Annotated in this window: 26 protein-coding genes; 12 read left to right on the top strand and 14 right to left on the bottom strand. The window is 64.4% G+C overall.

Annotated elements, in window-relative coordinates:
• Positions 1 to 53: 53 nt before the first annotated feature.
• Positions 54 to 1,790, top strand: a complete 1,737-nt coding sequence (locus OC450_RS07255; RefSeq protein WP_262047538.1) for a bifunctional protein-serine/threonine kinase/phosphatase — start codon at positions 54 to 56, stop codon at positions 1,788 to 1,790.
• A gap of 64 nt (positions 1,791 to 1,854) precedes the next feature.
• On the opposite strand, the gene OC450_RS07250 is transcribed toward OC450_RS07255, so the two are convergent.
• Both OC450_RS07250 and OC450_RS07245 read right to left on the bottom strand, forming a co-directional pair.
• Positions 1,855 to 2,328, bottom strand: a complete 474-nt coding sequence (locus OC450_RS07250) for an SRPBCC family protein (RefSeq protein WP_262047537.1) — start codon at positions 2,326 to 2,328, stop codon at positions 1,855 to 1,857.
• 38 nt (positions 2,329 to 2,366) lie between these two features.
• The gene (locus tag OC450_RS07245) at positions 2,367 to 3,236 is read right to left on the bottom strand and encodes an SDR family oxidoreductase (protein WP_262047536.1); all 870 of its coding nucleotides are present in this window, start codon (positions 3,234 to 3,236) and stop codon (positions 2,367 to 2,369) included.
• A gap of 102 nt (positions 3,237 to 3,338) precedes the next feature.
• On the opposite strand from OC450_RS07245, the gene OC450_RS07240 reads away from it, so the two are divergent.
• A complete protein-coding gene (locus OC450_RS07240) occupies positions 3,339 to 4,232 on the top strand; it encodes a LysR family transcriptional regulator (RefSeq protein WP_262047535.1) in 894 nt (297 codons plus the stop codon).
• Between the two features lie 28 nt (positions 4,233 to 4,260).
• Here the strand turns inward: OC450_RS07240 and OC450_RS07235 are convergent, their stop codons facing one another.
• Positions 4,261 to 5,178 (bottom strand): intradiol ring-cleavage dioxygenase, encoded by a 918-nt coding sequence (locus OC450_RS07235; RefSeq protein ID WP_262047534.1) that lies wholly within the window; start codon positions 5,176 to 5,178, stop codon positions 4,261 to 4,263.
• A 172-nt stretch (positions 5,179 to 5,350) separates the two neighbouring features.
• Between OC450_RS07235 and OC450_RS07230 the strand changes: the two genes are divergently transcribed.
• Positions 5,351 to 6,625: a serine hydrolase domain-containing protein gene (locus tag OC450_RS07230; protein ID WP_211382668.1), complete on the top strand. Its 1,275-nt coding sequence runs from the start codon at positions 5,351 to 5,353 to the stop codon at positions 6,623 to 6,625.
• Positions 6,626 to 6,669: 44 nt separating this feature from the next.
• Here the strand turns inward: OC450_RS07230 and OC450_RS07225 are convergent, their stop codons facing one another.
• The 4 genes from OC450_RS07225 to OC450_RS07210 form a co-directional block, all read right to left on the bottom strand.
• A complete protein-coding gene (locus tag OC450_RS07225) occupies positions 6,670 to 7,989 on the bottom strand; it encodes a TRAP transporter large permease (RefSeq protein ID WP_211382667.1) in 1,320 nt (439 codons plus the stop codon).
• Positions 7,986 to 8,501, bottom strand: coding sequence for a TRAP transporter small permease (locus OC450_RS07220; RefSeq protein ID WP_262047533.1), 516 nt, complete (start codon positions 8,499 to 8,501; stop codon positions 7,986 to 7,988). Before OC450_RS07220 ends, OC450_RS07225 begins: the two co-directional genes overlap by 4 nt.
• Before the next feature lie 83 nt (positions 8,502 to 8,584).
• Positions 8,585 to 9,583, bottom strand: coding sequence for a TRAP transporter substrate-binding protein (locus OC450_RS07215; protein WP_211382665.1), 999 nt, complete (start codon positions 9,581 to 9,583; stop codon positions 8,585 to 8,587).
• Positions 9,584 to 9,979: 396 nt separating this feature from the next.
• A complete protein-coding gene (locus tag OC450_RS07210) occupies positions 9,980 to 10,213 on the bottom strand; it encodes a hypothetical protein (protein WP_211382664.1) in 234 nt (77 codons plus the stop codon).
• Positions 10,214 to 10,351: 138 nt separating this feature from the next.
• On the opposite strand from OC450_RS07210, the gene OC450_RS07205 reads away from it, so the two are divergent.
• The 3 genes from OC450_RS07205 to OC450_RS07195 all read left to right on the top strand — a co-directional run bounded on the left by OC450_RS07205 (position 10,352) and on the right by OC450_RS07195 (position 13,657).
• Positions 10,352 to 10,696, top strand: a complete 345-nt coding sequence (locus OC450_RS07205) for a DUF1236 domain-containing protein (RefSeq protein ID WP_211382663.1) — start codon at positions 10,352 to 10,354, stop codon at positions 10,694 to 10,696.
• Positions 10,697 to 11,049: 353 nt separating this feature from the next.
• Complete coding sequence (locus OC450_RS07200) at positions 11,050 to 12,507, top strand: sensor histidine kinase (protein ID WP_262047575.1); 1,458 nt, start codon at positions 11,050 to 11,052, stop codon at positions 12,505 to 12,507.
• A 13-nt stretch (positions 12,508 to 12,520) separates the two neighbouring features.
• Positions 12,521 to 13,657 (top strand): mandelate racemase/muconate lactonizing enzyme family protein, encoded by a 1,137-nt coding sequence (locus tag OC450_RS07195; RefSeq protein ID WP_262047532.1) that lies wholly within the window; start codon positions 12,521 to 12,523, stop codon positions 13,655 to 13,657.
• Between the two features lie 96 nt (positions 13,658 to 13,753).
• Here the strand turns inward: OC450_RS07195 and OC450_RS07190 are convergent, their stop codons facing one another.
• Complete coding sequence (locus OC450_RS07190; RefSeq protein WP_211382661.1) at positions 13,754 to 14,485, bottom strand: cytochrome c biogenesis CcdA family protein; 732 nt, start codon at positions 14,483 to 14,485, stop codon at positions 13,754 to 13,756.
• Positions 14,486 to 14,689: 204 nt separating this feature from the next.
• On the bottom strand, positions 14,690 to 14,956 hold the full coding sequence (locus OC450_RS07185; RefSeq protein WP_211382660.1) for a hypothetical protein: 267 nt from the start codon (positions 14,954 to 14,956) through the stop codon (positions 14,690 to 14,692).
• Positions 14,957 to 15,439: 483 nt separating this feature from the next.
• On the opposite strand from OC450_RS07185, the gene OC450_RS07180 reads away from it, so the two are divergent.
• The 5 genes from OC450_RS07180 to OC450_RS07160 all read left to right on the top strand — a co-directional run bounded on the left by OC450_RS07180 (position 15,440) and on the right by OC450_RS07160 (position 18,796).
• Positions 15,440 to 16,486, top strand: coding sequence for a LysR family transcriptional regulator (locus tag OC450_RS07180; RefSeq protein WP_211382659.1), 1,047 nt, complete (start codon positions 15,440 to 15,442; stop codon positions 16,484 to 16,486).
• A gap of 29 nt (positions 16,487 to 16,515) precedes the next feature.
• Positions 16,516 to 16,887, top strand: a complete 372-nt coding sequence (locus OC450_RS07175) for a helix-turn-helix domain-containing protein (protein ID WP_211382658.1) — start codon at positions 16,516 to 16,518, stop codon at positions 16,885 to 16,887.
• A gap of 363 nt (positions 16,888 to 17,250) precedes the next feature.
• Positions 17,251 to 17,436, top strand: a complete 186-nt coding sequence (locus OC450_RS07170; RefSeq protein ID WP_256806466.1) for a hypothetical protein — start codon at positions 17,251 to 17,253, stop codon at positions 17,434 to 17,436.
• 129 nt (positions 17,437 to 17,565) lie between these two features.
• Positions 17,566 to 18,387 carry an enoyl-CoA hydratase gene (locus OC450_RS07165; RefSeq protein ID WP_211382657.1) on the top strand — a complete coding sequence of 274 codons (822 nt, stop codon included), beginning with the start codon at positions 17,566 to 17,568 and terminating at the stop codon, positions 18,385 to 18,387.
• Positions 18,388 to 18,505: 118 nt separating this feature from the next.
• The gene (locus OC450_RS07160; RefSeq protein ID WP_211382656.1) at positions 18,506 to 18,796 is read left to right on the top strand and encodes a hypothetical protein; all 291 of its coding nucleotides are present in this window, start codon (positions 18,506 to 18,508) and stop codon (positions 18,794 to 18,796) included.
• A 44-nt stretch (positions 18,797 to 18,840) separates the two neighbouring features.
• Here OC450_RS07160 and OC450_RS07155 read toward each other — a convergent pair whose 3' ends face one another.
• The 3 genes from OC450_RS07155 to OC450_RS07145 form a co-directional block, all read right to left on the bottom strand.
• Entirely contained in the window at positions 18,841 to 19,920 is a 1,080-nt protein-coding gene (locus OC450_RS07155) for an isocitrate/isopropylmalate dehydrogenase family protein (protein WP_211382655.1), read from the bottom strand.
• A gap of 135 nt (positions 19,921 to 20,055) precedes the next feature.
• Positions 20,056 to 21,123, bottom strand: coding sequence for an alcohol dehydrogenase (locus OC450_RS07150; RefSeq protein WP_256806467.1), 1,068 nt, complete (start codon positions 21,121 to 21,123; stop codon positions 20,056 to 20,058).
• A gap of 159 nt (positions 21,124 to 21,282) precedes the next feature.
• Positions 21,283 to 22,479 (bottom strand): CaiB/BaiF CoA transferase family protein, encoded by a 1,197-nt coding sequence (locus OC450_RS07145; protein ID WP_262047531.1) that lies wholly within the window; start codon positions 22,477 to 22,479, stop codon positions 21,283 to 21,285.
• Between the two features lie 203 nt (positions 22,480 to 22,682).
• Here OC450_RS07145 and glgA point away from each other — a divergent pair, with 203 nt between their 5' ends.
• Complete coding sequence (gene glgA, locus OC450_RS07140) at positions 22,683 to 24,098, top strand: glycogen synthase GlgA (protein ID WP_262047530.1); 1,416 nt, start codon at positions 22,683 to 22,685, stop codon at positions 24,096 to 24,098.
• A 26-nt stretch (positions 24,099 to 24,124) separates the two neighbouring features.
• Here the strand turns inward: glgA and OC450_RS07135 are convergent, their stop codons facing one another.
• Positions 24,125 to 25,075 (bottom strand): oxygenase MpaB family protein, encoded by a 951-nt coding sequence (locus tag OC450_RS07135; protein ID WP_262047529.1) that lies wholly within the window; start codon positions 25,073 to 25,075, stop codon positions 24,125 to 24,127.
• Positions 25,076 to 25,166: 91 nt separating this feature from the next.
• The gene (locus tag OC450_RS07130) at positions 25,167 to 26,315 is read right to left on the bottom strand and encodes a patatin-like phospholipase family protein (protein WP_262047528.1); all 1,149 of its coding nucleotides are present in this window, start codon (positions 26,313 to 26,315) and stop codon (positions 25,167 to 25,169) included.
• Positions 26,316 to 26,374 lie beyond the last annotated feature (59 nt).

Below are 26,374 nucleotides of genomic sequence, written 5' to 3'. Positions count from 1 at the left end.
CGTCTCGACAGGGGAGCCTCGCCCGAGCAGGGTGAGGCTCCCTTCTGCCGGTGATGACGATGACCCGCGGACTTCACATCTCGGTCGGCCAGCATTCCGACAAGGGTCGCAAGCCCGTCAACCAGGATTTTCACGGCGTCCTGATTCCGGACGAGCCGATGCTCAGCCTGAAGGGCATTGCGGCCGTCCTCGCCGACGGCATCTCCAGCAGCACGGTGAGCCAGATCGCCAGCGAGTCGGCGGTCAAGAGCTTCCTGATGGACTATTACTGCACGTCGGAATCCTGGACGGTGAAGACCTCCGCGCGCCGCGTTCTGGATGCGACCAATTCCTGGCTCCATGCGCAGACGCGCAAGAGCCAATACGCCTATGACCGCGACAAGGGCTACGTCTGCACGCTGAGCGCCATGGTCATCAAGGCGACCACCGCGCACATCTTCCATGTCGGCGACTGTCGGGTCTACCGCGTCGCCGGCAAGGCGCTCGAGCAGTTGACCGACGATCACCGGATCATCGTCTCCTCAGAGCAGACCTATCTCGGCCGCGCGCTCGGCATCAATCCGCAGCTCGAGATCGATTACCAGAGTTTCGAGATCGAGGCCGGCGACACGTTCCTGCTGGCGACCGACGGCGCCTATGAATTCGTCGATGCGCGCTTCATCACGAACGCGCTCGGCGAGCATGCAGCCGAGCTCGACGGGGCGGCGAAGGCGATCGTCGAGGAAGCCTACCGGCGCGGCAGCGACGACAACATCACCGTCCAGATCCTCCGTATCGATGCGGTACCGCAGCGCGAGCCGGCCGGCATCTTCAATCAGACCTCACAATTGCCGCTGCCTCCGCTGCCGGAGCCGCGGGCGATGTTCGACGGCTACAGGATCGTCCGGGAAATCCACGGCAGCAGCCGCAGCCATATCTACCTTGCCGTCGACGCCGAGACCGAGCAGCCGGTCGCGCTCAAGCTGCCGTCGATCGATTTGCGCGACAATGCCGCCTATCTCAAACGCTTCCTGATGGAGGAGTGGATTGCGCGCCGGATCGACAGTCCGCACGTGCTGAAGCCGCTGTCACAGTCGCGGCGGCGCAGCTATCTCTATGTCGCAACCGAATTCGTCGAAGGCCAGACCCTGAGGCAGTGGATGACCGACAATCCGCGCCCCGATCTCGAAACCGTGCGCGGACTGATCGAGCAGATCGCCTCGGGCCTGCGCGCCTTTCATCGCATGGAGATGCTGCATCAGGATCTCAGGCCCGACAACATCCTGATCGACAAGACCGGCACCGCGAAGATCATCGATTTCGGATCGGTCAGGGTGGCGGGCGTCGCGGAGGCCGCGCCGCTGGGCGAGGTCGACGACATCCTGGGTACGGTCCAGTACACGGCGCCGGAATATTTTCTCGGCGAGGGCGGCTCGCCGCGCTCCGACATGTTTTCGCTGGCCGTGATCTGCTACCAGATGCTGACGGGAAAGCTTCCCTATGGCACGCAGGTCGCCAGGATCCGGCGCAAGTCGGACGTGCGAAGGCTCAAGTACCGTTCGGCCGACGACAACCGCAACGTGCCTGCGTGGGTGGACGGCGCGCTCAGGCGCGCGCTCCATCCGGATCCCTACAAGCGGCACGAGGACCTGTCCGAATTCGTCTTCGAGCTTCGCACGCCCAATCCGGCCTATCTCGACACGCGGATCACGCCGCTTTTGGAGCGCAGTCCGCTGATGTTCTGGAAGCTGACCACGGCGGCGCTCGCCTGCGTCGTGGTCGTCCTGCTCGCAATGTTGCACGCGCGCTGATCAAGGGCGTGGCCTCGGGATGCCTCCGGAGAGGCAGTCCCGTGGTTCACGTTTGTTGTGATGATCAGAGCTTGCCTTCGGCGAGCAATTGTTGTGTGCGCTTCAGCGTCGACAGCAGGGCGGCCTTGTAGCCCGTGTCGCTGTCGAACTGCGCCTGTTCGGCCTGCTCTTCGGGGCCGAAGGGCTTCTTGCCGCGCAGGCCCGTGTAGCAATAGAACCGCAGTTGCAGCGCGCCGGCTTCGCCCTCGAACAGCTCGTTGATGATCGCGCCTTCGCGCGGACCGGCGGCCTGGAAGAAGGTCACCTTGCGCTCCGGCTCGAAGCTGATGATCTCGCGCAGATCGTCGCCTGCGATCGTGGCTTCGCGCACGATGTGCGTCGCGCTCTCCTCCACCACCTCACAGCGGGTGCAAAGATCGGGTGGAAGAAACAGCCGCGCATCGCGGGCCTTGAGAACCAGGCCTTGCCAGACTTGCGCGCGGGTCAGCGGCGTCTCGCCTTGCGGATTCACCGGAACGGTGGCGGTCGAATAGATCATGATCGTAATCCTTGTTGATGTGATCGACACTTGCCGCGTCAGGCAGAGGCCGCGATCTCGGAGACGAAGTCGCGATAGGAGCGCAGGGAACGGCCCAAAAGCGCGGTCAGCCGCTCGACGTCGCCGGCCTCGGGGACCATTCCCTCGGTGAGGAAACGCTCACTCATCAGCCGCATGTCGAAGGCCATCCAGCTCGGCATGAACTGCCTGAGATTCTTCTCGAAGGCGGCGGTATCGTCACCGGGATAGGAGATCGCGCGACCCAGCACCTCCGACCAGACCGCGGCGGCTTTCGCGCCGGTCAGCGTCTCGGGACCGACGAGATTGATGCGAGTGAGTGGAAGCGGCGCTGCGGCTCGCTCACGACGAATGAGCTCGATGGCCGCGATCTCGCCGATGTCGCGTGCATCGATCATGGCCAGCCCCCTGCTCCCGATGGGCATCGGGTAGATGCCGTAGCCGGTCACCACATCCTTGATCGTGACATCGTTGTTCATGAAGTAGGCGGGGCGCAGGATGGTGGCGTTGAAGCCCATCTGCTCGATCATCCGCTCGACGCCGAACTTGCCCGCAAAGTGCGGCACGTTCACGTAGCGGTCGCTGTGGATCACCGAGAGATAGACGACCCGCTCGACGCCAGCCTCGCGGGCCAGGTTGAGCGCAATCAGCGCCTGCGTGAATTCATCGGGTACAACGCCGTTGAGCAGAAACAGGGTGGAGACACCCGAGAGAGCGCCGCGGAGCGAGTCGACGTCGAGCAGATCGCCCCGCACGACGGTGACGCCCGCCGGCAGGTTTGCCTTGGCGGGATCGCGGGCAAGGGCGCGGACATCGGCGCCGCGCTTGACGAGCTGTTCGACGACGTGACGGCCGATGGTGCCGGTTGCGCCGGTAACGAGGATGGTCATGGGATCACTCCGGGTTGGGGTCAGTAGACATCCGGGAAACTAGCGATCCACATTTGAACCGATAGACGGTATATCTAGACAGACTGTCTCACTGGTGGAACGATGGACCTGCTCGCACTCGCCGATTTCAATCTCGTCGCCCGGCACGGCGGGTTCGGACGGGCCGCACGGGCCGCCGGGCGCCCGAAAGCCACCCTGTCCCGGCGGGTCGCCGAGCTGGAGGCCACGCTCGACCTGCGCCTGTTCGAGCGCGGCGCGCGCGCCCTGAAACTCACCCAGGAAGGACGCGCCCTCTACGAGCGGACGGGCGCACTGCTCACCGAGCTCGACGAGACGGCAGCCGCGATCGCTTCGGGCGGCAACAGGCCGCGGGGCAGCTTGCGGATCAGCGCACCGCTGCTGTTCTCCCAGACCGCGATGGGCAAGCTCGCCGCCGCGTTTGCGCTGAGATACCCCGAGGTCCGGCTCGAGATCACGACGGAAGACCGGGCCGTCGACATGGTGGAGGAAGCCTATGACCTCGTCATTCGGGTCAATCCGGATCCGGACGAGAGCCTTGTCGGTAGGATTTTTCTGCGCGACCGGCTTGTGGTCGTGGCGAGCCCTGACCTGGAACGACCGACGGACAATGTCGTGGCTCCCGCAGTCGTTCGCGGAGCCGGCGATCGGACTAAGGCTTGGGACGTGACGGGCCCCGTCGGAAGATCCCGCATCGCGGTCGATCCTGTCCTTCGCCTGTCATCGCTGGTCATGGTGCGCGATGCTGTCCGGGCCGGGGTCGGCGCCGGATGTCTGCCGGTTTCTCTTGTCAGCCACGACATCGCCGCCGGCACGCTGGTGCATTGGGGTGACGTCGATGGACCGGAGATCAGGTTGTGGACGCTCTACCCATCGCGGCGATTGCTCAGCGCGCGCGTATCCGCCTTCCTCGACTTTTTGAAGGAAGCCTTTCCAATGGGTACGCCTGACGAGCTTGCCGCCTATCTCGGCACATGAGAGGCGGCGCATGCGGCTCGCCTGATCGTCAGGCCGGCTCCTCGCTTCTCACCCCCAGCGGCTTCGGCGCCATGCCGCCGCCCGGCTTGAGATGGAATTCGTAGCTCATCAGGTGCCACCGCCCGTTCGCCTTGGTGCCGTCGGGCATCGCCGGATCGTTGCGCGGCTCGACCTTGGCGACGAGATCGTCCTTGACGCCGAACACCACATCGGAGTCCAGATATTTGTCGCCGTCCATGAAGACGTGGGTGATCAGCGGCTCGTAGCCCTTGGCATTGACCAGGAAATGCACATGCGCCGGGCGCATCGGGTGGCGGTTGGTCTGCACGATCATCTCGCCGACCGGACCGTCGGTCGGGATCGGGTAACTGCACGGCAGGATGGTGCGGAAAAAGAAACGGCCGTCGCCGTCGGTGATGAAGCGCGCCCGCGCGGAGGCGCCGACCGCGTCATAGTTCGGCTTCTGTGAATCGTAGAAGCCGTCATCGTCGGCGTGCCAGACGTCGACGGGGACATTTGCGAGCGGCTTGCCCTTGAGATCGGTGACGCGGCTCTGCACGAACATCCGTTCGCCGGTCTGGTTGTTCGGCGAGATGTCGGTGCCGTGGGCCGTCACCTTGTGCTCGCCCACATAGAACGGGCCGAGCACCGTCGTCTGCGTGGCGCCCTCGCGCTCACGGTGGTTGACCGCGTCGACCAGCATGGAGACGCCGAGCACGTCGGACAAGAGGATGAACTCCTGGCGGGTGTCGGTGCATTTCTGGCCGGTGCGGGTCAGGAAATCGATGGCGTATTCCCATTCCTCGAAGGTGAGACCGGTCTTGCTCACGTAATCGTGCAGCGACTTCACCAATTCCTGGAGCAGGAATTTTGCGCGCGGGTTCGGCGTCTTGTCGAAGCTTTCGACCACTGCTGCGGTGAGTTCGGTCTCGTTGAACTGGGTCATGGTGCGTTTGCCTGCGTTTTCTCGTTGGCCCCATTGGGGATCTTTGGGGCTGCTTGGAGGCGTTCCAGGCTGGAGCCTACACCAACCGGCCGGCCGGCGTTAAGCGCGACCGGCTTGGAATGAGACCGCCATTTCGGCTATCAACGTCGGACAAAACTGCCCGGAGGAACCGATGCTCGCCCCTACCCCCGCCTCGCCCGAATCCGTGGGCATGTCCAAGGCCGCGCTCGACCGCGTCGATGCGCATCTGAAGAGCCGCTACATCGATGCCGGCCGCTTCCCGGGCACCCATCTGCTGGTCTATCGCCGCGGCAAGATCGCCCACAGTTCGGTGCAGGGCCTTGCCGACGTCGAGCGCAAGCTGCCGGTCAAGGACGACACCATCTACCGCATCTATTCCATGACCAAGCCGCTCACTAGCGTCGCCTTCATGATGCTGGTCGAGCAAGGGCTGGTCGCGATCGACGAGCCCGTCGCCAAATACATTCCGGAATGGAAGGATCTCGGCGTTTTCGTCGCCGGCACCGCGCCGGCCTTCCTGACCCGGCCGCCGGCGCGGCCGATGCTGATCGTCGACCTGCTGCGCCACACCTCCGGCCTCACCTACGGCTTCCAGCAGCGCTCCAACGTCGATGCCGCCTATCGCACTGAAAAGATCGGCGAGGTCGAGAAGGCAGGCACCCTCCAGACCATGATCGAGAGCCTCGCAAAGATCCCGCTGGAGTTCTCGCCGGGCGAAGCCTGGAACTACTCGGTGGCGACCGACGTGCTCGGCTACCTCATCGGCAAGATCTCCGGTATTCCCTTCGAGCAGTTCCTCAAGACACGGATCCTCGATCCGCTCGGCATGACCGACACCGACTTCCACGTGCCGGCCTCGAAAGCCCATCGCTTCGCCGCCTGCTACTCGGCCGATCCGGGCGGTGGCATGACCTTCCATGCCGGCCAGCGCCGCGAGGGCCTGACGCTCCAGGACGATCCCACCAAGAGCTCGTTCCTCTCCCCGCCCTCCTTCATCTCGGGCGGCGGCGGCCTGTGCTCGACGGTCGCCGACTATCTCACCTTCTGCCGCGCATTGCTCAATGGCGGCGAACTCGGCGGCGTCAGGCTGATCGGGCCGAAGACGCTGGCGCTGATGACGACCAACCACATTCCGGGCGGCCGCTTCCTCCCCGAGGTATCGCGCTCGCTGTTCTCCGAAGCGACCTATAACGGCATCGGCTTCGGCCTCGGCTTCGCCGTGACCATGCGCCCGGCGGAGACGCTGATCGCCGGCAGCCCCGGTGAATACAATTGGGGCGGCGCGGCCACGACGTCGTTCTGGATCGACCCGGCCGAGGAGCTGATCGCGATCTTCATGACGCAGGTGCTGCCGTCGAGCGCCTATCCGCTCCGGCGCGAGCTGCGCAGCATGGTCTACGCCGCGATCACCGAGAGCAATCTGTAACCAATTGAATCGATCTCGCGGCCGACGGCCGCGGGATCGCGCCCTCATTTGAGCATCTCCGGCACGATCAGACGCGGCAAGAACAGCGACACGCCTGGCCAGATGATGACTGCCGCCAGCACGAGCAGCATCGGAATCAGCATGATCACCGTGTCCTTCAGTGCGTAACGCAGCCGCACGCCGGCGATCGAACAGGCGATCATCAGACATAAGCCATAGGGTGGCGTCACCAGTCCGAAGGCCAGCGATACGATGGAGATGATCGCGAACTGGACCGGATGGAGCTCTACGGACCTGGCGAGCGGCTCCAGCACGGTGCCGACGATGATGATCGCAGGGATGGCGTCGAGGAAGCAGCCCACCACCAGAAAGCAGAAGGCGATGAAGAAGCCGGCCGTGACGGTGCCCATCCCCCATGTCGAGACATTGGCCAGAAGCTCCTGCGGAATCTTGTAGTAGGCGAGCAGCCAGCCGAACGCGCTGGCCGTGCCCACGCAAAACAGCGCGACACCGGCCAGACGCCCGGTGTCTAGCAAGGCCTTGTACAGTTCGCGTGGACCCGTCTCGCGATAGAAGAAGGCCGAGAGCACCACGGAATAGAGCACCGCGACGCAGGCGGACTCGGTCGCCGTGAACCACCCGAGCAGAATGCCGCCAACGATGATGAACGGCGTCATCAGCGCCGGTATCGACTGCCAGATGGCGCATCGCATCTCGACCCAGGTGGTCTTCGGATAGGTCGGGTAGCCACGGCGCACCGCATAGATGTGCACCGTCGCCATCTGCGCGCCCGCGATCAGCAGGCCCGGCACGATGCCCGCCAGATACATCGCCGCAATCGAGGTCGAGATCAGCCCGCCCCACACGATCATCAGGATCGACGGCGGAATGATGACTGCAAGCACCGCAGAAACCGCAGTGATGGCGATGGAGAACGAAAGGTCGTAGCCCTCCCTGGTCTGGGCGTCGATGAAGATTTTCGACTGGCTCGCCGCATCCGCGGTGGAGGAGCCGGAGATGCCGGCAAAGAACACCGACAACACGACGTTGATCTGCGCCAGTGACCCCGGCCAGTGCCCGACCATCGAGCGCGACAACGCCACCAGCCGGTCGGTGATGCCGCCGATGCTCATCAGGTTCGCCGTCAGCAGGAAGAACGGCACCGCCAGCAGGATGAATGAATTGTAGGCGTTGAAGGTTTCCTGCGCGAGCGTCATCAGCGACAGATGCGGCTCGATCAGCAGGATCGGCACGCAGGCAAGGCCGAGCGCGAAGGCGACCGGCACACGCACGATGAGCAGGCCGACGAAGACCCCGAACAGCACCATCGCGGCCTGTCCGGCGGAAAGCACATTGCCGCTCATCGCTCCGCCCCAGCCAGAATGCGCATTTCATCGACGATCTGTTCGCCGGCAAACGCGATCCACGTCGCGCCGGTCACCGGCCAGGCGACGTGGATCAGCCAAAGCGGCAGATCGGCCAGTTCCGAAGTTCTGTTCCAGGCAAAGCGCGTGAACTCGATGCCGGCGGAGACGAACACCAGCGCCAGGGCCAGCACACCGAGCCGCGCGAGGATCCGCACCGCGGCCTCCGCACGCCGCGACAGGTCAGGCCACACGTCGACCTCGAAATGCTGCGCTTCCCGCACACCGACCATCGCGCCGATCATGATCGTCCAGATGAACAGGAACCGCGCCATTTCCTCAGTCCAGATGTAGGATGGAATGAACGGCGTGTAGCGTGAGATGATCTGCAGCGTGACCGGAATGACGAGGACGCCGACGCAGGCGGCCAGCAGGAATTCCAGCAATCTCGCATAGGCCGCCGTTACGCGACGCCACAGCGACGGTGCGGACGGGACGGGCATTTCAGACATTTGGGCTCCGTGCGGCAGTTCGTCCGCTGCGTCCGGGCAGGAAGCGGGGCCTGCCCGGATTGTTGTCGACGGACGCAACGACCTCAGGCGACGTTGATCTTCTCGAAAATGCCTTCCGCACCGATTTCCTTGGCGTAGGCGGCCATCACGGGGTCGGCGAGCTTCTTCATGGCGTCCCGCTCCTCGAACGGAACGCGCTTGAGCTTGCCGGCCTTCTCGAGCGTGTCGAGCTTGACGACCTCTTCGCTCGATTCGAGCTGACGGCCGTAGTCGCCGGCCTCCTTGCCGGCCTTCATGATCGCGTCCTGCAAATCCTTCGGCAAGGTCTTCAGCGTCTTCACCGAGAAGCAGATCGGCCGGATCGACACCGCGTGCTGTGTCAGGTTGAGATGCGGGGCCACTTCGTAGAACTTCATCGCCTCGACGCCTGCCGCCTCGTTTTCGCCGGCCGATATCACGCCGTTCTGGATCGCGTTGTAGATTTCGTTATAGGCGATCACCGTCGGGCTCATGCCGACCGCCGCAAAGGTCTTCGACCAGATCGGCGCGCCCTGCACGCGAACCTTGAGGCCCTTGAGATCGGCGAGATTCTTGAGCGGCTTGTTGGCGAAGATGTTGCGGATGCCACCACCGGCATACCCGATCAGAACGACCTCGGCTTTCGCCGCGACTTCGTCGGCGATCGGCGCCAGGATATTGGCTTCGACGACCTTGTTCATGTGCTCGATGCCCTTGAACACGAAGGGCGCATCGATGAACGGGGCCGCCTTGGCGAAGGTCGACATGTGGGCCGGCGAGACGATGCCGTAGTCGACCGCCTTGCCCTGCGACATGTACTCGAAATACTGCTTCTCGAGGCCGAGCGAGGAGTTCTTGTGCAGCGTGAAGTTGACCGGCTTGCCGTAGTACTTCTTGACCAGCTCTTCGAACCGGATCAGTGCCCGGTTGAAGGCGTGGTCGTCGTTGAACTGGACCGCACCGTTCAGCGTGATCGGCGCCTGTGCCCTGGCGATCGACGGCATGCCGACCACGGCCGTCGCAGTGGTCGCGCCGAGCCCAGCGAGAAATGATCTTCGCTTCATCCTCTGCCCTCCCTTTGATGCTCCGGCCCTGTAGCCGGGCCGTGAGCGCAGCCGGTATGCGGCTTGCGAAAGGGAAGCGTAGGGAAAACATCGGCGGGACGGAAGTCATTTCGCGCGCGCGGGAGGTACTCTTCGTCGCAGGGGCCGCTCCTGCGCGGGCTGTTGCACTGCAACTCGCGCTCCCGCCGGCGCGCGGCAGGCTACGGGGGCCCTCCCATTCAGCAAGAGGCGGACGACTTGGGATACGAAAGACTTGCGGGTCTGTGCGTTGCACGCACAGACCCGCTCGCCTTCCACTGCGGCTTAGTGCAGGTGGCCGATCAGATAGATGCCGCCGCCGATCACCAGCACGGCCGGCACGGCCCACAGAATCAGAACCGGCATTTGTCATCCTCCTCAGTTTGACGTGCAGACCTTGACGGTCTTCATGCCGCTCTCAGCCTCGATGCGCGACTTGTAGATCGTGCCCGAGGGGCTGACGACGGTCGTGGTCGTGTCCGTCGGCTTCTTGTCGACGATGGTGCACTTCTTCGTCTTGACGTCCTGGACGACGTAGAACTCGTCGGCCGCGAACGCCGGCAGGGACAATGCAGCGAGCATCAGCGCTGCGGTCGCTACTTTCAGCTTCATACTCTCCTCCTCCAGTTGCCGGGCTTTCCGGCCCGGTCGATTCACCAACGGGAAAAATCGGCAATTTGTTCCTGTGGGCAGGAACGTCGCGCACGGTGAGATGTTGATGCGGCGCCTGATCCGTATGAGGAGAAGAATATGAAGAAGCTGTTCCTGCTATCCGCCGCTGTCGTCCTGATGTCGACCGGCGCTTTCGCGCAATCCACCGTGGTGACCACGACCGGAACCGGTCACGCGGCAGCGGTTCAGATCGAGCCGCAATACCGGACCAGGATCAAATCCTATGTCACCGAGCACCATCTCCGTCCGGTGACGACGAAGCAAAAGATCATCGTCGGCGCGACAGTGCCGAGCGATGTCGAACTCGAGGCCGTTCCGGCAGACTGGGGTCCGTCCCTCACGAGGTATCGCTATGTCTACTCCGGCGAACGCGTGATGCTCGTCGACCCCGGCTCGCGCACGGTCGTTCAGGAAATCGATTGATCAAGGCGCGAGGGCGGTCACCTCCAAGGCGGCCGCCTTCTCCGGAGTTGACCGCATGAGATTGCATCGAGAGGCCCGGATCGCCGGGCTCAGCCTGGCGGCCGTTTACGCCATGTGTCTCCTACTGACCGCACTCAGCATGAGCTGAGCTGAGGCGCAGGCGCCCGAACTGCGCTGCAATATCCCGCCGCTGGGCGGCTCGCCCAGATGCGAAAATCATGGCGCAGCGCATATCCCGCCCCTATGGTCTCCCAAAATCATAAATCCGGCGCTCTCCTGCGCCGGAACCGGGACGCCCGCGTTTGTCAAAGCTCACCCTGCCGGTCCGGCTCGCCCTTCTGGTCACGGGAACGATGTTGCCGCTGATCGTCTTCGCGGTCGGCATTGCCGTCTACAATTACAAGCAGGACCGGAACGACGCGACCCGCCGCGTGCTGGAGAACGTGCGCAGCATGCGCCTCGTGCTGGACTCCGAGGTGCAGCGGATGACCGGCGGCTTGCAAGTCCTTGCGCTGACGAATTCGCTGCGCAACGACGACTTCGAGAACTTCCGCCGCATCGCGCTCGGTTTCGTCGACCAGTACGGCAAGGGCGGCCTCGTGCTGATCTCCGATCGCAAGGGCCGGCTGCTGTTCTCCTCCGCGACGGAGGACACCGCAAGCCTGCCGCCGCGCGATCATATCGAGATCATCGAGAAGGTATTTGCGACCAGGTCGCCGCAATATTCCGACCTGTTCACCGGCGCGATCAACGGGCGACAGGTGCTCACGGTCGAGGTCCCGGTGCTCCGCGATGGCGAGGTGATCTACGACCTCTGCTTCAGCCCGCCGGTCGGCATCTTTCAGCATCTGGTGGAAAAGCAGCTGCCCGACCAGCTCTGGACCGTATCGCTGCTCGATACCAAGGGCATCGTGTTCGCGCGCACTCCCAATCCGAGCGAGACATTCGGCAAGCGGGCTTCCCCCTCGCTCTACGCGGCGATGTTCCGGAGCAACGAGGCATCGCTTTCGACCGTGTCGCTCGACGGCATTCCGCTCGCCTCCGCCTACACCCGTTCGCAGCTGACGGGCTGGACGGTGGCCGCCGGCGTCGCCGAGAGCTCGCTGATTGCCCCGCTCTGGCGCAACATCGCGATCACCAGCCTGATCGGCGGCATCCTGCTGCTGACCGGCCTGACCTTCGCGGTCAGGATGGCGACCACGATCGCGCGCGGCGAGATGCTGCACGATCTGTTGATCGACGAGCTCAACCATCGCGTCAAGAACACGCTCGCCTTGATGCAGGCGATCGCCGTGCAGACCTTCCGCAGCGCCAGCCGCGACGAGCGGGCGAAATTCGAGGGCCGGCTCGGCGCCCTCGCCGAGGCGCATAACCTGCTGAGCCAGGAAAAATGGGCAGGCTCCGAGCTGAAGGACGTGATTGCCCGCGCGCTTCAACCGTTCCTGCTGAACAATCCCGAACGCATCCGGATGGACGGCCCCGCCGCGCCGCTGTCGCCGCGGCTCGCCGTGGTGCTGTCGATGATCGTGCACGAGATCGCCACCAACGCCGCAAAATACGGCGCACTCTCCAACGAGACCGGCCGTGTCACGCTGGAATGGGAGGTCATCGCCGATGCGCCGAAGCCGCGGCTGCGCCTGATCTGGACCGAGATCGGCGGCCCGCCGGTGACGGCGCCGGTGCAGCGCGGCTTCGGCTCGCGCCTGATCGAGCGCAGCGCGCGCGACCAGCTCGGCGGCGAGGCGACCGTCGACTTCCTGCCGCGCGGCGTGGTCTGCACGGTGATCTGCACGCTGGACGAGGCGCGGTGAACGGGGAATGGCAATGAAGATCACGAGCGTTCGCACGCACATCCTCGAAGCAAAGCTCTCGCAGCCCTTCGCCTATTCGCGCGCCTGGTACGACACGCGCACCGCGATGCTGGTCGAGGTCGAGACCGATGACGGTCTCGTCGGCTGGGGCGAATGTTACGGCCCGGCACGCATGACGGCGGCAGTGGTCCGCAGCATCGAACCATGGCTGACCGGTGAGGATCCGCTGCGCACCGACGTCTTGTGGCAGATGGTCTACGCGCGTTTGCGCGATCACGGCCAGAAGGGCGTCGTGATCCAGGGCCTGAGCGGCATCGACATCGCGTTATGGGACATCAAGGGCAAGCATTTTGGCGTGCCCGCGCACCAGCTTCTCGGCGGCGCCGCGCGCAAGGAGGTTGCGGCTTATGCGACCGGTCTCTACCGGCGCAAGTCGGGCGATCCACTGAAATATCTGCCGGAGGAGGCGGCGGGTTATGCCGCGGAAGGATTCCGCGCCGTGAAACTGAAAGTCGGCTTCGGCATCGCGGACGATGCCGCGGTGACGCGCGCGGTGCGCGAGGCGATCGGCCCCGATGTCGCGCTGATGGTCGATGCGAACCACGCCTATGACGCGATCGCTGCGATCCGGCTCGGCCGACTGATCGAGCGCTATGATATCGGATGGTTCGAGGAGCCGGTACCGCCGGAGGACGTCGCAGGCTATCGCGCGGTGAAATCCGCGCTCTCCATTCCCATTGCCGGCGGCGAATGCGAGTTCACGCGCTTCGGCTTCCGCGACCTGTTTGCCTCCCATGCGCTCGACATCGCCCAGCCCGACACCTGCGCAGCCGGCGGCCTCTCCGAATGCAAGAAGATCGCCGACATGAGCGAGGCGTTCGGCATCCGCTACAATCCACATGTCTGGGGCACCGGGATTGCGATCGCGGCCTCGCTCCAGCTTCTCGCCGTGCTGCCGTCGCACACGCCGACCTCGCTGGCACCGCTCGAGCCGATGCTCGAATTCGACCGCACCGACCATCCGATCCGGCAGGCGATTCTGAAGGAGCCGATCGAGCACGCGAAGGGCGTCGTGCGCGTGCCGGACGGTCCGGGTCTCGGCATCGAGGTCGATCGCGAAGCGCTGGCGCGGTTCGCGGTGAGTGCCTAGAGCATGATCCGGAAAAGTGCGAAGCGGTTTTCCGAAAAGATCATGCTCAAACAATATCGTAAAGCGCGATGACGATCGCCCCAATCTCATCGCGCTTTAGCCGATCGTCTGCAACGCCGGAAACGTCTCGAGCAGCCAGATGCTGACATTCGAGACGGCGCCGGTGAGGAAGCCGATGCCGGTGATGACCATCAGGACGCCCATGGCGCGTTCGACATTGACGAGATGGCCCTTCATGCGCGCGAACAGTTTCGAGAACTGCTCGATCATCAAGGCTGCGATCAGGAAGGGAATGCCGAGGCCGGCCGAATAGACCGCGAGCAGGCCCGCGCCCTTCGTCACCGTCGCTTCAGCCGCGGCGACCGAGAGGATTGCCGCAAGGATCGGGCCGATGCAGGGCGTCCAGCCGAAGGCGAAGGCGAGCCCCATGATATAGGCGCCCCACAGCCCGACGGGCTTCGGGATCGGCAGCCGGCCTTCGCGCATCAGGAACCCGATGCGCGTCAAGCCCAGGAAGTGCAGGCCCATGACGATGATGACGATGCCGGCGAGGATCGAGAGCTCGGCCGACCAGGCGCGGATCAGCCCGCCGATCAGCGAGGCACTGGCCCCGAGCGCCACGAACACGGTGGAGAAGCCGAGCACGAACAGCAGCGCCGACATCATGATCGCGCGCTTGGAGGCCGATGCCGGCTCGTCGCTCTCGACGTGCTCGATCGTGGCGCCCGTCAGATAGATCAGATAGGGCGGGACCAGCGGCAGGACGCAAGGGGAGAGGAAGCTGACGAGGCCGGCAATCAGCGCCGCCGGGATCGAGACATTTTGCATGATGCAGTCGGAGCCATCTCAGGCCCCGGTGCGGCGCGGGGAATGCGCGCGGCCCGGGGCCGAACCGGCTCAGGTGTAGCCGATGCCGGAAAATGCGCAACAGAGGCGCACAAAACCGGGGCTCCTCCCGATGCCGTCCGCAATCACAGATGCGGCATCGGGACGCGCACAAATCTCGCCAAAAAGCGAGACTCGGCGGCGCGGCTACTTCACCACGCGGAGCAGCGGACGCCGGGGCTGGTCCTGCGTCTGCTTGGAAGGGGGCTGCGGTTCGCTTCCGGCGCTCCGCAGCATTTCGTCGCACAATGCCTTGAGATCGGCACCGTCAATTCCTTTGAGTTTCATCCTGACGTCGAGGATGACAATGGACAGCAGCTCGGCCGACTCACGGCTGTTGCTCTCATTGAGAACCCTGCGGCACTCCACGAGCGTTTCCAGCACCGACTGCAATTGTTGGTCTGAATGCGACACCGGCGTTCTTTCCGTTAATTCGGCCTGTGAGACGTGGTTGTGACGACCTCTTTGGCCCCCTTGGGGGATCGAGAATAGCACGAGGCCATTGCGCCCCTGAACATGATTTCAATGTGTTTCCGCGTGGAAAACGCGGTTCCGGCGAACGCCGCCCCGTTGCGCCGTCCACTGTTATCGACACGGCCAGGAAAAGAACGCCCGGGTTGCTGAGAATGATCCATCCCGGAGAGCAACACCGGTGCTCGCGCAAGGAGGTCCATCGCGGACAGCGCCGACGATCCCGCAGCCATGTTACGGCTCATAACGGAACTCACGCCCACACCCCTCATACGGACGATAGCTTGCCCGATTCCCAGCCCTTGGCAGCACTCGAATACCACTTGAGGCACAGTAAGGATGACGTTCAAAACTCGTCATTCCCCAACCCGCCGTGGTTGTGGTTTCCGCAAGATTCTGCCAGTTTAGCGACCCGAAGGGACTTGTATGCACTCCTTGGCGGAAAGGGGCGTTCCACTGGAGGAACGCCCAAAAACAAACATCAGCGGCCTCTCCGATTGGGATGCGGCCCGCATTTTCCTGGAAGTCGTCCGATGCGGAAGTTTCCGCTCGGCGGCCGAACGCCTGTCGCTGTCGATCAATGCCGTCCGCCGCCGGATCGATGATTTCGAACGCCAGACGGGCACCACCCTGTTCACCCGCGACGTGCACGGCACCCATCTGACCGATGAAGGCGCGCTGGTGGTGTCCGCCGTCGAGCAGATGGAGGCAGCTGCATTCGACGTGCTGCGCACCAGCGATTCGACTGCGAATGCCCTGTCTGGCGAGGTCCGTGTCGCCGTGACCGAGGGACTTGGTACGTTCTGGCTCGCCCCGCGGCTGGTCGAATTCCAGCAGGCCTATCCGAAAATCCTGGTCGATCTGCATTGCGCGATGCGCTCGGCCGACGTCTCCCGCCACGAGGCCGATGTCGCCATCCATTTGGCGCGGCCTTCGGCGCTCGACGTCAAGCTGGTGCGGCTCGGCCGCATGCATCTGATGTTCTGGGCCTCCGAGAAATACATTGCGAAACATGGCGCGCCGCGCACGGCGATGGAGTTGATCAAGCACCGCCTGGTGCTGCAATTCGCCGACCAGCTCGCCGCCAAGGAAACTTTCGAGAGCTTCTTCCCCGGCGTTCCGGAGCGTGACCTTCTGGTCATGAAGACCAACGTCTCAAGCGCCAACTACTGGGCGGTCGCGAATGGCGCCGGAATCGGCGTATTCCCGAGCTACGCCATTGCGCTTGGCGGGAAGTTGATTCCACTGGAGGTCGAGCTGAACAGACCGCTGGATATCTGGTTGTCCTACCATCCCGGTAGCGGCCGGATTCCGAGAGTGCGGCACATGATTGACTGGCTGATCGAAGCCTTCAGTCCGGCGCGATTCCCGTGGTTTAAGGAAGAATTCGTGCACCCGCATGAATTCAAGGACTCGTATATGGGCGAACCCCTGACCCAGCTCTTCGGGGGATTTTCAACCGAAGAACGATGAGAAAACGAATGAAAACAGCGGCGAAGAGAATGAAGCAGCGCAGTGCCGGCAAGCCCGACATTGAGCTGGGCAAACGCATCCGTCTGCGGCGCGTCGAGATGAAGATCTCGCAGGCCGAGCTCGGCGAGAAGCTCGGCGTGAGCTTCCAGCAGGTCCAGAAATACGAGAAGGGCGTCAATCGCGTCGGCGCGGCTCGGCTTCAGCAGATCGCCACCTCCCTCGACGTGCCCGTGACCTTCTTCTATGACGGCGACAACAAGGCGCGCGAAGTCGAGAGCCTGCTCTTCCTGGACTCGGCCTTCAGCCTCCGCCTGCTGCGCGCCTACAGCAAGATCAAGGACCAGACGGTGCAGCGGCAGCTGGTCTCGCTGATGGAATCGATCGCAGCGAACGAGGCCTGAGCCGATCGGCGTTCGCGCCTGTTCGGCCGATTGTTCAATCCGCCGCGTCACGGGGACGCGGCCGGATTGGACGAGTACATGATTGGACTCATCCGGACCCGCGCGCTTGCGCGCGGTCTTTCCCGGGGCGTATGCCGCCCCTTTTTGTTGACGATTTTTCCCGCCGTCGCCCGCGGTTTTCGCGAACCCATTCCGGCCTTGTCGCGACCCAATCCAGAGACCGCGCGTCCGACGCTATGTGGTGGTCAACGTCCCCGCGGCCTTCGCCGAGGCGGTCGAGAACGACGTGGTGGTGCGGTGCTATCGCGTGATCGTCGGCAAGACTGAAAGCCCTCGCCGACACTGACGGCCCAGATCACCAGCGTGGTCCTCAATCCGACCTGGACGGTGCCCTCCTCGATCGCCAAGACCGAGATCTCCGCGCACATGCGCAAGGATCCGACCTACCTGTCGCGCATGCACATGGAGGTGCTCGACGCCCACGACAACCCGATCGACCCGCATTCGGTCGACTGGCATTCTTCAGCAATGCCGGCAGCCACTCGCTGACCGCGCATATGACGCGCTAGCGGCCATGCAATCGCGGCACAGGCGGATGCAAAGCCGCCTCCCTCGCCGCGGTTGACCCTGGCGTCCCCCCGGCCGAACATCGCGCCTCGCCAACGAAAAGCGAGCGCGATGCCCGACATGTCCAGCACGACCGAAATATCCTACGCCGACGGCAAGATCCTCCAGCACACGGCCGGCGGCGTCGGCGTGGTCACCTTCAACAATCCCGACAAGCGCAACGCGATGTCGCTGGAGATGTGGGAGGGATTTGGCGAGGCGCTGACGGCCTTGCGCGACGACGACGCCGTGCGAGTCGTGATCCTGCGCGGCGCCGGCGGCAAGGCCTTCGTCTCGGGCGCCGACATCAGCCAGTTCGAGAAGGTCAGGCACAACGCCGCCGCGTCCGAAGAATATGCCAAACGCAGCGCCACCCAGCGCGCGCTGTTCGCCGACTACCCCAAGCCGACCATTGCCTGCATCCAGGGTTTTTGTCTCGGCGGCGGCATGCAGGTCGCGATGCTCGCCGACATCCGCATCGCCTCCCACGGCAGCCAGTTCGGCATTCCCGCGGCAAAACTCGGCATTGCCTATGGCTATGACGGCTTGCGGCACCTGGTGTCGCTGGTCGGCCCGTCCTGGGCGCGCTTTCTGATGTACACGGGCATGCGGATCGATGCGGCGGAGGCGTTGCGTATTGGCCTCGTCGAGCGTGTGTTTCCGGAGGATCTGCTCTGGGGCGAGGTCATGGGAGTAGCCGAGACGATCGCGCAGAACGCCCCGCTCGCAATCAAGGCCGCCAGGATCACCATCGCGCAGGTGCTGAAGGACGAGAGCGGGCGCGACATGGACGCGATCAAGGCGATCGGCACGGCCTGCATGGACAGTGCGGATTTCCGCGAGGGCCGGCAGGCCTTCATGGAGAAGCGCACGCCGCAGTTCCAGGGCAAATGACGTCGAACGCGCGAAGCTGAATTTTCATTCAGGAAGATTAAATTCCCCGGCCGCTTCGCTGCGGTAGCAACCAACTGATCTCCCGCAAGTTCTTCCGCCACCAACGAGGGAGATTGCGATGAAAATCAAGTTTGCCGTTCTCGGTCTGGCTGCGCTCGGCAGCGCTGCGCTGGCGTCGGGACAAGCGATCGCAGCGATGCCGAACGGCATCCCGCAGGCCGATCGCGTCGCAAGCGGTCCGGCCGCGAATGTCGATCAGGTGCGCATGGTCTGCAATGCCTGGGGCCGCTGCTGGTGGCGTCCGAACTATTACCGCGCCTATGGCTATTACGGTGGCCCGCGACGCTTCTACGGTTACGGTCCGCGTCCGTGGGGCTGGGGCGGCCACCGCCACTGGCGCCGCTGGTGAATGACGAAGGGGCCCACTGGGCCCCTTTTCTCTAAATGTATTGGCTACAGCGCGGCGAGCACAGCTTTCGTAATATCAGCCGTGCCGTTGCTGCCGCCGAACTCCATCGGCTTGATGCCGCCGGCATAAACCTGATCCACCGCACGCTCGATCGTCTCGCCGGCTTCCGCCGCGCTCTCGACACCGTGCTTGTCGGCGAGCCAGTCCAGCATCATCGCCGCCGACAGGATCATACCGGTGGGATTGGCCTTGCCCTGCCCCATGATATCAGGCGCGGTGCCGTGGCACGGCTGGAACACGGCGTATTTGTCGCCGATGTCGGCTGACGGCGCCATGCCGAGGCCGCCGATCAGGCTCGCGGTGATGTCGGAGACGATGTCGCCGAACATGTTCTCCATCACCATCACGTCGAAATCCCAGGGCCGCTTGACCAGCATCGCCGAGCAGGCATCGACATAGAGCCGGTCGGTCTTCACCTCGGGATGACGCTTCTCGATTTCGTCGAAGATGCTGCGGAAGAACGCAAACGCCTTGAACACGTTGGCCTTGTCGACGCAGGTCAGCATCCCCGGCTTGCCGCGCGCCTTGCGACGCTCGGCGAGGCGAAACGAGAACTCGAACAGGCGCTCGGAGGTTTTGCGCGTGATCACCATGGTCTCGCGCGCCTCCTCATGGGTGACGACGCCCTTGCCCATCGAGGCGAACAGGCCTTCGGTGGACTCGCGGATCACGACGAGATCGATGCCGCGCGTGTCGGCGCCGACGATCGGGCTCGGCACACCCGGAATGAGCCGCGCCGGACGTACACCGGCATAGAGATCGAAGATGAAACGCAGCTCGATCTGCGGCGCGATCTCGGTATTGTCGGGGTAGCGCACCGACGGCAGGCCGCAGGCCCCGAGCAGGATCGCGTCCGCCTCCTCGCACAGCTTGATCGTCGTATCCGGCATCGACTTGCCGGTCGCGAGATAATTGTTGGCGCCGGCCGGCGCCTCGGTGAAGCGAAAGCTGAGGCCCGACTTGGCTTCGATCTTGCGCAGCACTTCAATGGCCGGCGCCATGACTTCGGGACCGATGCCGTCACCAGCGAGCACGGCAATGTGGAAGGCGTTGTTTGCTGACATGGGAGTTCCTGCGCGAAGAGGAGCACGTCATTGCGAGGAGCTCTTGCGACGAAGCAATCCAGAAATGCGTCCGCTGAGACACCCTGGATTGCTTCGTCGCTTCGCTCCTGGCAATGACGGCGGAAAGAGCATTGGCTACGGCGTCAGCACCGTGCGCCCGACCACCGCGCCCTGCTGCAACTGCACCAGTGCATCGTTGGCCTTGGCGAGCGGCTGCCGCGTCACCGGAATCGGCGGTATATTCTTGGCGCGCACGAGGTCGAGCAATTCCTGCGTCTCGCGCAAATTGCCGACATAGCTGCCCTGGATCGTCACCGCCTTGATCGGGATCAGCGGCAGCGCCCAAGTCGCGCCGCCGCCGAACAGGCCGACGATGACGAGCTTGCCGCCCTTGGTGAGGCAATCGAAGCCGAGCTGTGTCGTCGCGGCATTGCCGACGAGGTCGATCACTGCGCGGATCGGGCCGCCCGCTTTTTTGGCGAGTTGCTCCAGCGCATCCGGCGCCTTGGGATCCACGGTTGCGAGCGCGCCGGCCTTCTCCGCCGCCTCGCGCTTCCTGGCGTCAATGTCGACCATGATCGCGCCCTTGCCGCCCATCGCTTTCAGCAGCGACAGCGCCATCAGGCCGAGGCCGCCGGCGCCAAACATCACGATCGGCGTGTCGAAATACTGCTCGACCTTCTTCAGCGCGCTGTAGGTGGTGACGCCCGAGCAGGCATAGGGTGCGGCCGACGCCGGGTCGAGTCCCCTGAGATTGAGCAGGTAGCGCGGATGCGGCACCAGCATGTGGTCGGCATAGCCGCCGTCGCAATAGACGCCGAGCGAGCGCGGCGTCAGGCACATGTTCTCGTCACCGGCGAGGCACGTCGCGCATTTGCCGCAGCCGATCCAGGGATAGACGAGACCGACATCGCCGAGCTTGAGATCGCCCTGGTCGGTCGGCTTCACGTCGGGGCCGAACGCCAGGATCTCACCGACGGTCTCGTGACCCATGGTCAGCGGCAGGTTGATGCCGCGGTCCTTCAGCGACAGCGGCTTGCGGCCATGGCCGAGATCGTAGCCGCCTTCCCAGATGTGGAGGTCGCTGTGGCAGACGCCGGCGGCCTTCACCTTGATCAGCACCTGCGTGCCCGACGGCTGCGGCGTGGCCTCGTCGAACTCCTGCAGCGGCGCCTTGAAATCGGCGACCTTGAAACTCTTCATCGGCGTCCTCCCGCATGCTTCTTGTTGCCGCGCCACCATGCCATGGCCGGCGGGGCGAGACAAACTTGCCTCTGTCTAGTTGACGGCGGCCGATTGTGGCAAGGCGCCGGCGCGCAAGGCCGCATTGCCCGCCGCAGCGGGCCCCTCTTCAGCCCCGCTTCAGCCCTGCACGGCCGTTTTGCCTGACGGAATTGGGACATCGTCGCCGAGGCCGATTTCCTCGCGCAATGCGTCCGTGTGCTCGCCGAGCACGGCCATCGTTCTGGCCGGCGCGGTGTCGGCGCCCGACATCCGGAACGGCAGATTGAGGACCTGGAACGAGCCGCCTGCGTCCTCCACGGACGAGAGAGCGCGGCGATGCGCGAGTTGCGGATCGGCCAGCGCCTCGGACACGGTTCGATAGGCCGAGGCCGGCACGCCGGCCGCGCCAAGCGCGACGAGGCATGCGTCGGTCGTGAGTTGGCGCGACCAGGCTTCCACACCGTCCATCAAATCGGCCCAGTTCTCGCGCCGCGCGGCGTAGACGGAGAAGCGCGGGTCGGAGATCCATTCGGGGCGGCCGATCACGCCCATCAATCCCTGAAACGTCTTCTCGCTCGCGACCGTGATCATGACGTAGCCATTGGCCGTCTCGGTCGGCCCGAACATCGGCCGCGGCGGCGGCTTCACGGTGAACTGCGAGCTCTGCAACTCGATCACTGTCAGCGTCAGCATCGATTCCAGCATGGAGACGTCGATGTGCTGGCCGAGGCCCGTGACCGTGCGCTGATAGAGCGCCGACGCGATCGCGCCAAAACCGTAGGTGCCGGTGACGACGTCGGCATGGTAGATGCCGCAATAGTCCGGACGGCTGCGGCCGGGCTGGTAGGCCAGATGCGCCATGTCGTAGCCGGAGGCCGCATGGATCACCGGCGCGTAGGCCGGCAGCTCGGCCGAGGGACCGCTCTGGCCGTAGCCGGAGATCGAGCAGTAGATCAGCTTCGGATTGACCGGCCGCAGATCGTCGTAGTCGAGCCGCAGGCGGCGCATCACGCCGGGGCGAAAGTTCTCGACCAGGATGTCGGCGGTCGCGGCCAGCCGGCGCACCGCCTCCCTGCCGTCTTCGGATTTGAGATCGAGCACGACGCTCTTCTTGCCGACATTGAGCTGGCCGAACACGGTGCTGCAGCCCTTGCGCAGCGGCGGCCGGGTCCGCATCGTCTCGCCGCCGTCGGTCTCGATCTTGATGACCTCGGCGCCCATGTCGGCGAGCATCCGGGCACAATGGGGGCCGGCGATGGTGGTCGAAAAATCCAGAACCCTGAGGCCCGCGAAGGCCTTTGTCGTCGTCCCCTCATGCTTATCTGCTAGTGGCATGCCTGCTTACGTCCTTGCCGGTCCTCGGTCGCTTAGGAACTATCGAAGTTCTCTATTGTTGGTGCGCCGACCCTAGAGGGCGGCGGCTGAGTAGGAAAGTCTTTACCGAACGGACGCGTCAGGCGGGCGGGCTTGAGAATTCCAGGGGCAACTGGACCCGTTCTTGCATAGCAGCAAACGGGATCGGATGAGGGCAGCAGTTCTTGAGGGTCTTGTTCGTTACGACAGAGATGGACGACTTCGTCCGCGTCGGCGGACTTGGAGCCGTTTCCGCGGCTCTTCCCCGAGCCCTCCGCCCCTTCGCCGATATCCGGGTCATGCTGCCCGGCTACCGCGACATCATCGAGCAACTCACGCATCTTCAGATCGTTGGCCGTTGTCCGGCGTTGGCGGAGATGCCGGCCTGCTCGCTCGGCCGGGCCGCGACCAAGGACGGCCTGCCGGTCTATGTGCTGTTGTGCTCGCAACTCTATGACCGGCCCGGCAATCCCTATGGCGACGAGTCCGGGCGCGACTGGCCGGACAACGACATCCGCTTCGCTCGTTTCGCCTCGGCAGCCGCTGAGCTTGCCATGGGCAAGCTGGACAAGAATTGGGCAGCAGACCTGGTCCATGCCAATGACTGGCAGGCCTCGCTCGTGCCGGCTTACCTCGCCTGGCGCGGCGCCAAGCTGCCGTCGATCCTGACCATTCACAACCTCGCCTATCAGGGCCTGTTCCCGAAGGACTCGTTGCGGCGGATCGGCGCACCGGAGAGCTCCTTCCACATCGACGGCGTCGAGTTCTACGATCAGCTCTCCTTCCTCAAGGCCGGGCTGGTTTACGCCTCGCACCTCACCACCGTGAGCGGCACCTACGCGCGGGAAATCACCACGGATGAATTCGGCTGCGGCCTCGAAGGCCTGCTTCGCGTCCGCTCCGACGCTTCGGAGCTCACCGGCATCCTGAATGGCATCGACGAGAGCTGGGACCCGCGCTCCTGCGCCCAGCTCGCCCAGCAGTTCGGCGCCGGCGACTGGGTCGGCAAGAAGGCCAATGCGGACTATGTGCGCAAGCAGTTCGGGCTCGCGGTATCGCGCGGCCCGATGTTCGGCATCGTCGCCCGCCTCGTGCATCAGAAAGGCATCGACCTCGTGCTGGCGGCGGCCGACGAGATCGTCGATGCCGGGGGGCAGATCGTGGTCACCGGCTCCGGCGAACCCGCGCTCGAGCAGGCCCTGATCGACGCGCATCGCCGCCGTCCCGACTCCATCGGGGTCGTGATCGGCTTCAACGACGCGCAGGCGCGCCGCATCTTCGCCGGCAGCGACTTCACATTGATGCCGTCGCGCTTCGAGCCGTGCGGGCTCAGCCAGATGTACGCCCAGCGCTTCGGCTCGCTGCCGATCGGTCACCAGACCGGCGGCCTCGCCGAGACCATCACCGACGGCGAGACCGGATTCCTGTTCTCGAAACCCTCGCACGAGTCTTTCCTCGGCGGCGTTCGCCGCGCCTTCTCGGCTTTCATGGCGCAGGACCAGCTCGACACCATGCGCCGCAGCGCGATGGGACGGTCGTTCTCCTGGAGCATCTCGGCCGGCAGCTACAACGCGCTGTACCGGAAGCTGGCGTCGGCGTGAGACCGAGACGTTTCCACATTCTCCGTTCACCCCTTCCGGCGCTGGTCCATCCGCGGCCGCCCGATCCAGGCACGGTTGAGGCAGCGGGTCATCCAGTCGGGCTGCGGCTCTCCCCGCAGCCGCGCCTGCGCGTCCTGATAGGGACCGACATAGCGCAGCCGATCGGGCAATCTCGGATAGACGCGCCTGATCCATTTCAGCGCGTTGTCGGCGGACCTGATATCGCGCTCGCAAAGCTCAAAACCAAAGCCCGCGCGCAAGCGCTCCGGCAGCAGGCTCGCCGTGAGCGCGCGATACCACCGTGGCGGCCGCAGCCACGGGCGCGCGCCGCTGAAGATTTGCGTCGCTATCTCGCGCGCCGCCGGGCTGACGGTGAGCGTATCCGACTGCACCATCGCCGCGGTGTAGGCGGCAAAGCCGGCCCAGTCCGCCGGCAGATCATCCGCCGTCAATCCGAACAACGCACCAAAAGTCCGGCTCTCGGCCCAGTAGCGCTCGCGTTCTCCCGCCGAAAGCTGCGGCAGCACCAGGTCATGCGCCATCAGCGCGGTCTCGACCAGCGTGGCATGGACCCAGCGCAGCGACGGGATGTCGTTGGCACAATAGCGCGATCCCGCTGCGAACGGACCGACCGTCTCGGGCATTTGCCCGACGATCATGGCATGGCGACGGTGCAGCTGCTGGGACGACAGCAAGGCACGGTCGAGCGAGCCGAACACCATGGCAAAGACGATGTCGAAGGTGCGATGGAAACGGCCGATCGGATCGGCAAAGGTTTTCGAATGCTCGGCGATGGCGGCAGCGACCCAGGGGTGCGCGAGTTGAAGCAGCAGCGCACGGCCGGCGCCGAGAAAGATCACGGCCTCCCGGTCGATTTGCCAGGTTACCGAGGTCGGACCGAACACGCCGGCAACCGGTCCCGCCGCGTTGGCGCGGACGATATCGAGGGCTAATTCCAGATCGCTCTCAACGACCAATTGCAAGCCTCGCGATGAAGACGCGGCCACAATAACCCGGACTGCGTCCTCGTGAAATCGTCACGACGCAGAACAATGACGGACAACGCCCTCACTCCGCCGCAATAGGCAGCACGTCCATATGCTCGTGCAGCACCACACCGGCGAGCGGGTCGAATTCGCCGACCCACGGCTTTCGCTCGAGCACAGACCTCGTGTGAGCATAGCCCGCATCCCACCGCCGCATGATGCCCGACGGGCTGAAATCGATGTCCTTGGTGTGGTTCTCGCGGTCGAGCTGCGGCGCGAGCAGGCGCACGACGTGCATGCGTGTCGGGCAACCATAGCTCGCCAGTTCACGAACCGCCGGATCGTTGCGCTCGCTCTCAGGCAGACGCGCGGCCAACTGGTTGATGACGTGGCGCAGGCGATGAGCCTGCTGCTGGCGGACGATCTGGCTTGCGATGCGGCTGGAATATTGCACGTCCTTGTGCCGATTCAGCACCTCCGCCATCGTGGTCGGCTCGGCGCCGACGGGATTCCACAGATGCACGGAGAAGATCAGCGCGTCCTTGCGCGGGTTGTCGTCGAACACGGCCTCCGTCGGCGTGTTCGACAGGATGCCGCCGTCCCAATAGAGATCGCCATCGATCCGCACCGCAGGAAATGCCGGCGGCAGCGCGCCCGAGGCCATCACGTGCTTGACCGTCAGCTCACCATCGCGGCTGTCGAAATAGCGCATCTGGCTGGTGCGGACATGGGCCGCGCCAACCGTCAGCCGCGGCGCGCAACGATTGACCAGGCTGAAATCGACAAGGTCGAGCAGTGTCTTCTCGAGCGGCGCGGTCGAATAGAAGCCGGCATTGTCGGGGCCGAGCGGATAGGAATCGCCGGCGTGCGCCAGAGCATTGGGCCGGAAGAAGCCGGGAATGCCATTGGTGACGGTCGACCAATAAGAAAGTTTCTCGTTGAAATCGGGAAACGCGGTGCGGAAATTCCACACCGGGTTCTGCTCCATCCGCTTCCAGAACTCCCTCAGGCGTGCAAGTCGCTGTCCGGGCTCGTTGCCCGCAATCAGGCTCGCATTGATGGCGCCGATCGAGGTGCCGATGACCCAGTCCGGCTCGATCCCCGACTCGTGCAGCGCCTGATACACCCCGGCCTGGTAGGATCCGAGCGCACCACCGCCCTGAAGCACGAGCACGACCTGGCCCGGCAAGTCCTTACCCTTGTGTTGCGTATTGTCCTGCGTGCCGTTCATGTCTCGCTCCTGGTGAGCCTGCACCGATCGAATATTCGCTGGCCGCTGCGTCTTGTTAC

The organism is Bradyrhizobium sp. Bra78 (assembly GCF_024519855.1).
GTDB lineage: Bacteria > Pseudomonadota > Alphaproteobacteria > Rhizobiales > Xanthobacteraceae > Bradyrhizobium > Bradyrhizobium japonicum_G.
The sequence above is the reverse complement of the archived record's forward strand: the minus strand, read 5'-3'. Positions and strand labels throughout refer to the sequence as shown.

Excerpts from the sequence above, each read along its gene's own strand:
- OC450_RS07250 (WP_262047537.1), bottom strand. The coding sequence starts at position 2,328 with ATGATCTATTCGACCGCCACCGTTCCGGTGAATCCGCAAGGCGAGACG.
- OC450_RS07180 (WP_211382659.1), top strand. The coding sequence starts at position 15,440 with ATGCACTCCTTGGCGGAAAGGGGCGTTCCACTGGAGGAACGCCCAAAA.
- OC450_RS07165 (WP_211382657.1), top strand. The coding sequence starts at position 17,566 with ATGCCCGACATGTCCAGCACGACCGAAATATCCTACGCCGACGGCAAG.
- OC450_RS07245 (WP_262047536.1), bottom strand. The coding sequence starts at position 3,236 with ATGACCATCCTCGTTACCGGCGCAACCGGCACCATCGGCCGTCACGTC.
- OC450_RS07255 (WP_262047538.1), top strand. The coding sequence starts at position 54 with ATGACGATGACCCGCGGACTTCACATCTCGGTCGGCCAGCATTCCGAC.
- OC450_RS07240 (WP_262047535.1), top strand. The coding sequence starts at position 3,339 with ATGGACCTGCTCGCACTCGCCGATTTCAATCTCGTCGCCCGGCACGGC.
- OC450_RS07150 (WP_256806467.1), bottom strand. The coding sequence starts at position 21,123 with ATGAAGAGTTTCAAGGTCGCCGATTTCAAGGCGCCGCTGCAGGAGTTC.
- OC450_RS07200 (WP_262047575.1), top strand. The coding sequence starts at position 11,050 with ATGTTGCCGCTGATCGTCTTCGCGGTCGGCATTGCCGTCTACAATTAC.
- OC450_RS07230 (WP_211382668.1), top strand. The coding sequence starts at position 5,351 with ATGCTCGCCCCTACCCCCGCCTCGCCCGAATCCGTGGGCATGTCCAAG.
- OC450_RS07160 (WP_211382656.1), top strand. The coding sequence starts at position 18,506 with ATGAAAATCAAGTTTGCCGTTCTCGGTCTGGCTGCGCTCGGCAGCGCT.
- OC450_RS07175 (WP_211382658.1), top strand. The coding sequence starts at position 16,516 with ATGAAGCAGCGCAGTGCCGGCAAGCCCGACATTGAGCTGGGCAAACGC.
- OC450_RS07130 (WP_262047528.1), bottom strand. The coding sequence starts at position 26,315 with ATGAACGGCACGCAGGACAATACGCAACACAAGGGTAAGGACTTGCCG.
- OC450_RS07220 (WP_262047533.1), bottom strand. The coding sequence starts at position 8,501 with ATGTCTGAAATGCCCGTCCCGTCCGCACCGTCGCTGTGGCGTCGCGTA.
- OC450_RS07205 (WP_211382663.1), top strand. The coding sequence starts at position 10,352 with ATGAAGAAGCTGTTCCTGCTATCCGCCGCTGTCGTCCTGATGTCGACC.
- OC450_RS07225 (WP_211382667.1), bottom strand. The coding sequence starts at position 7,989 with ATGAGCGGCAATGTGCTTTCCGCCGGACAGGCCGCGATGGTGCTGTTC.
- OC450_RS07145 (WP_262047531.1), bottom strand. The coding sequence starts at position 22,479 with ATGCCACTAGCAGATAAGCATGAGGGGACGACGACAAAGGCCTTCGCG.
- OC450_RS07190 (WP_211382661.1), bottom strand. The coding sequence starts at position 14,485 with ATGCAAAATGTCTCGATCCCGGCGGCGCTGATTGCCGGCCTCGTCAGC.
- OC450_RS07155 (WP_211382655.1), bottom strand. The coding sequence starts at position 19,920 with ATGTCAGCAAACAACGCCTTCCACATTGCCGTGCTCGCTGGTGACGGC.
- OC450_RS07235 (WP_262047534.1), bottom strand. The coding sequence starts at position 5,178 with ATGACCCAGTTCAACGAGACCGAACTCACCGCAGCAGTGGTCGAAAGC.
- OC450_RS07215 (WP_211382665.1), bottom strand. The coding sequence starts at position 9,583 with ATGAAGCGAAGATCATTTCTCGCTGGGCTCGGCGCGACCACTGCGACG.
- OC450_RS07195 (WP_262047532.1), top strand. The coding sequence starts at position 12,521 with ATGAAGATCACGAGCGTTCGCACGCACATCCTCGAAGCAAAGCTCTCG.
- OC450_RS07210 (WP_211382664.1), bottom strand. The coding sequence starts at position 10,213 with ATGAAGCTGAAAGTAGCGACCGCAGCGCTGATGCTCGCTGCATTGTCC.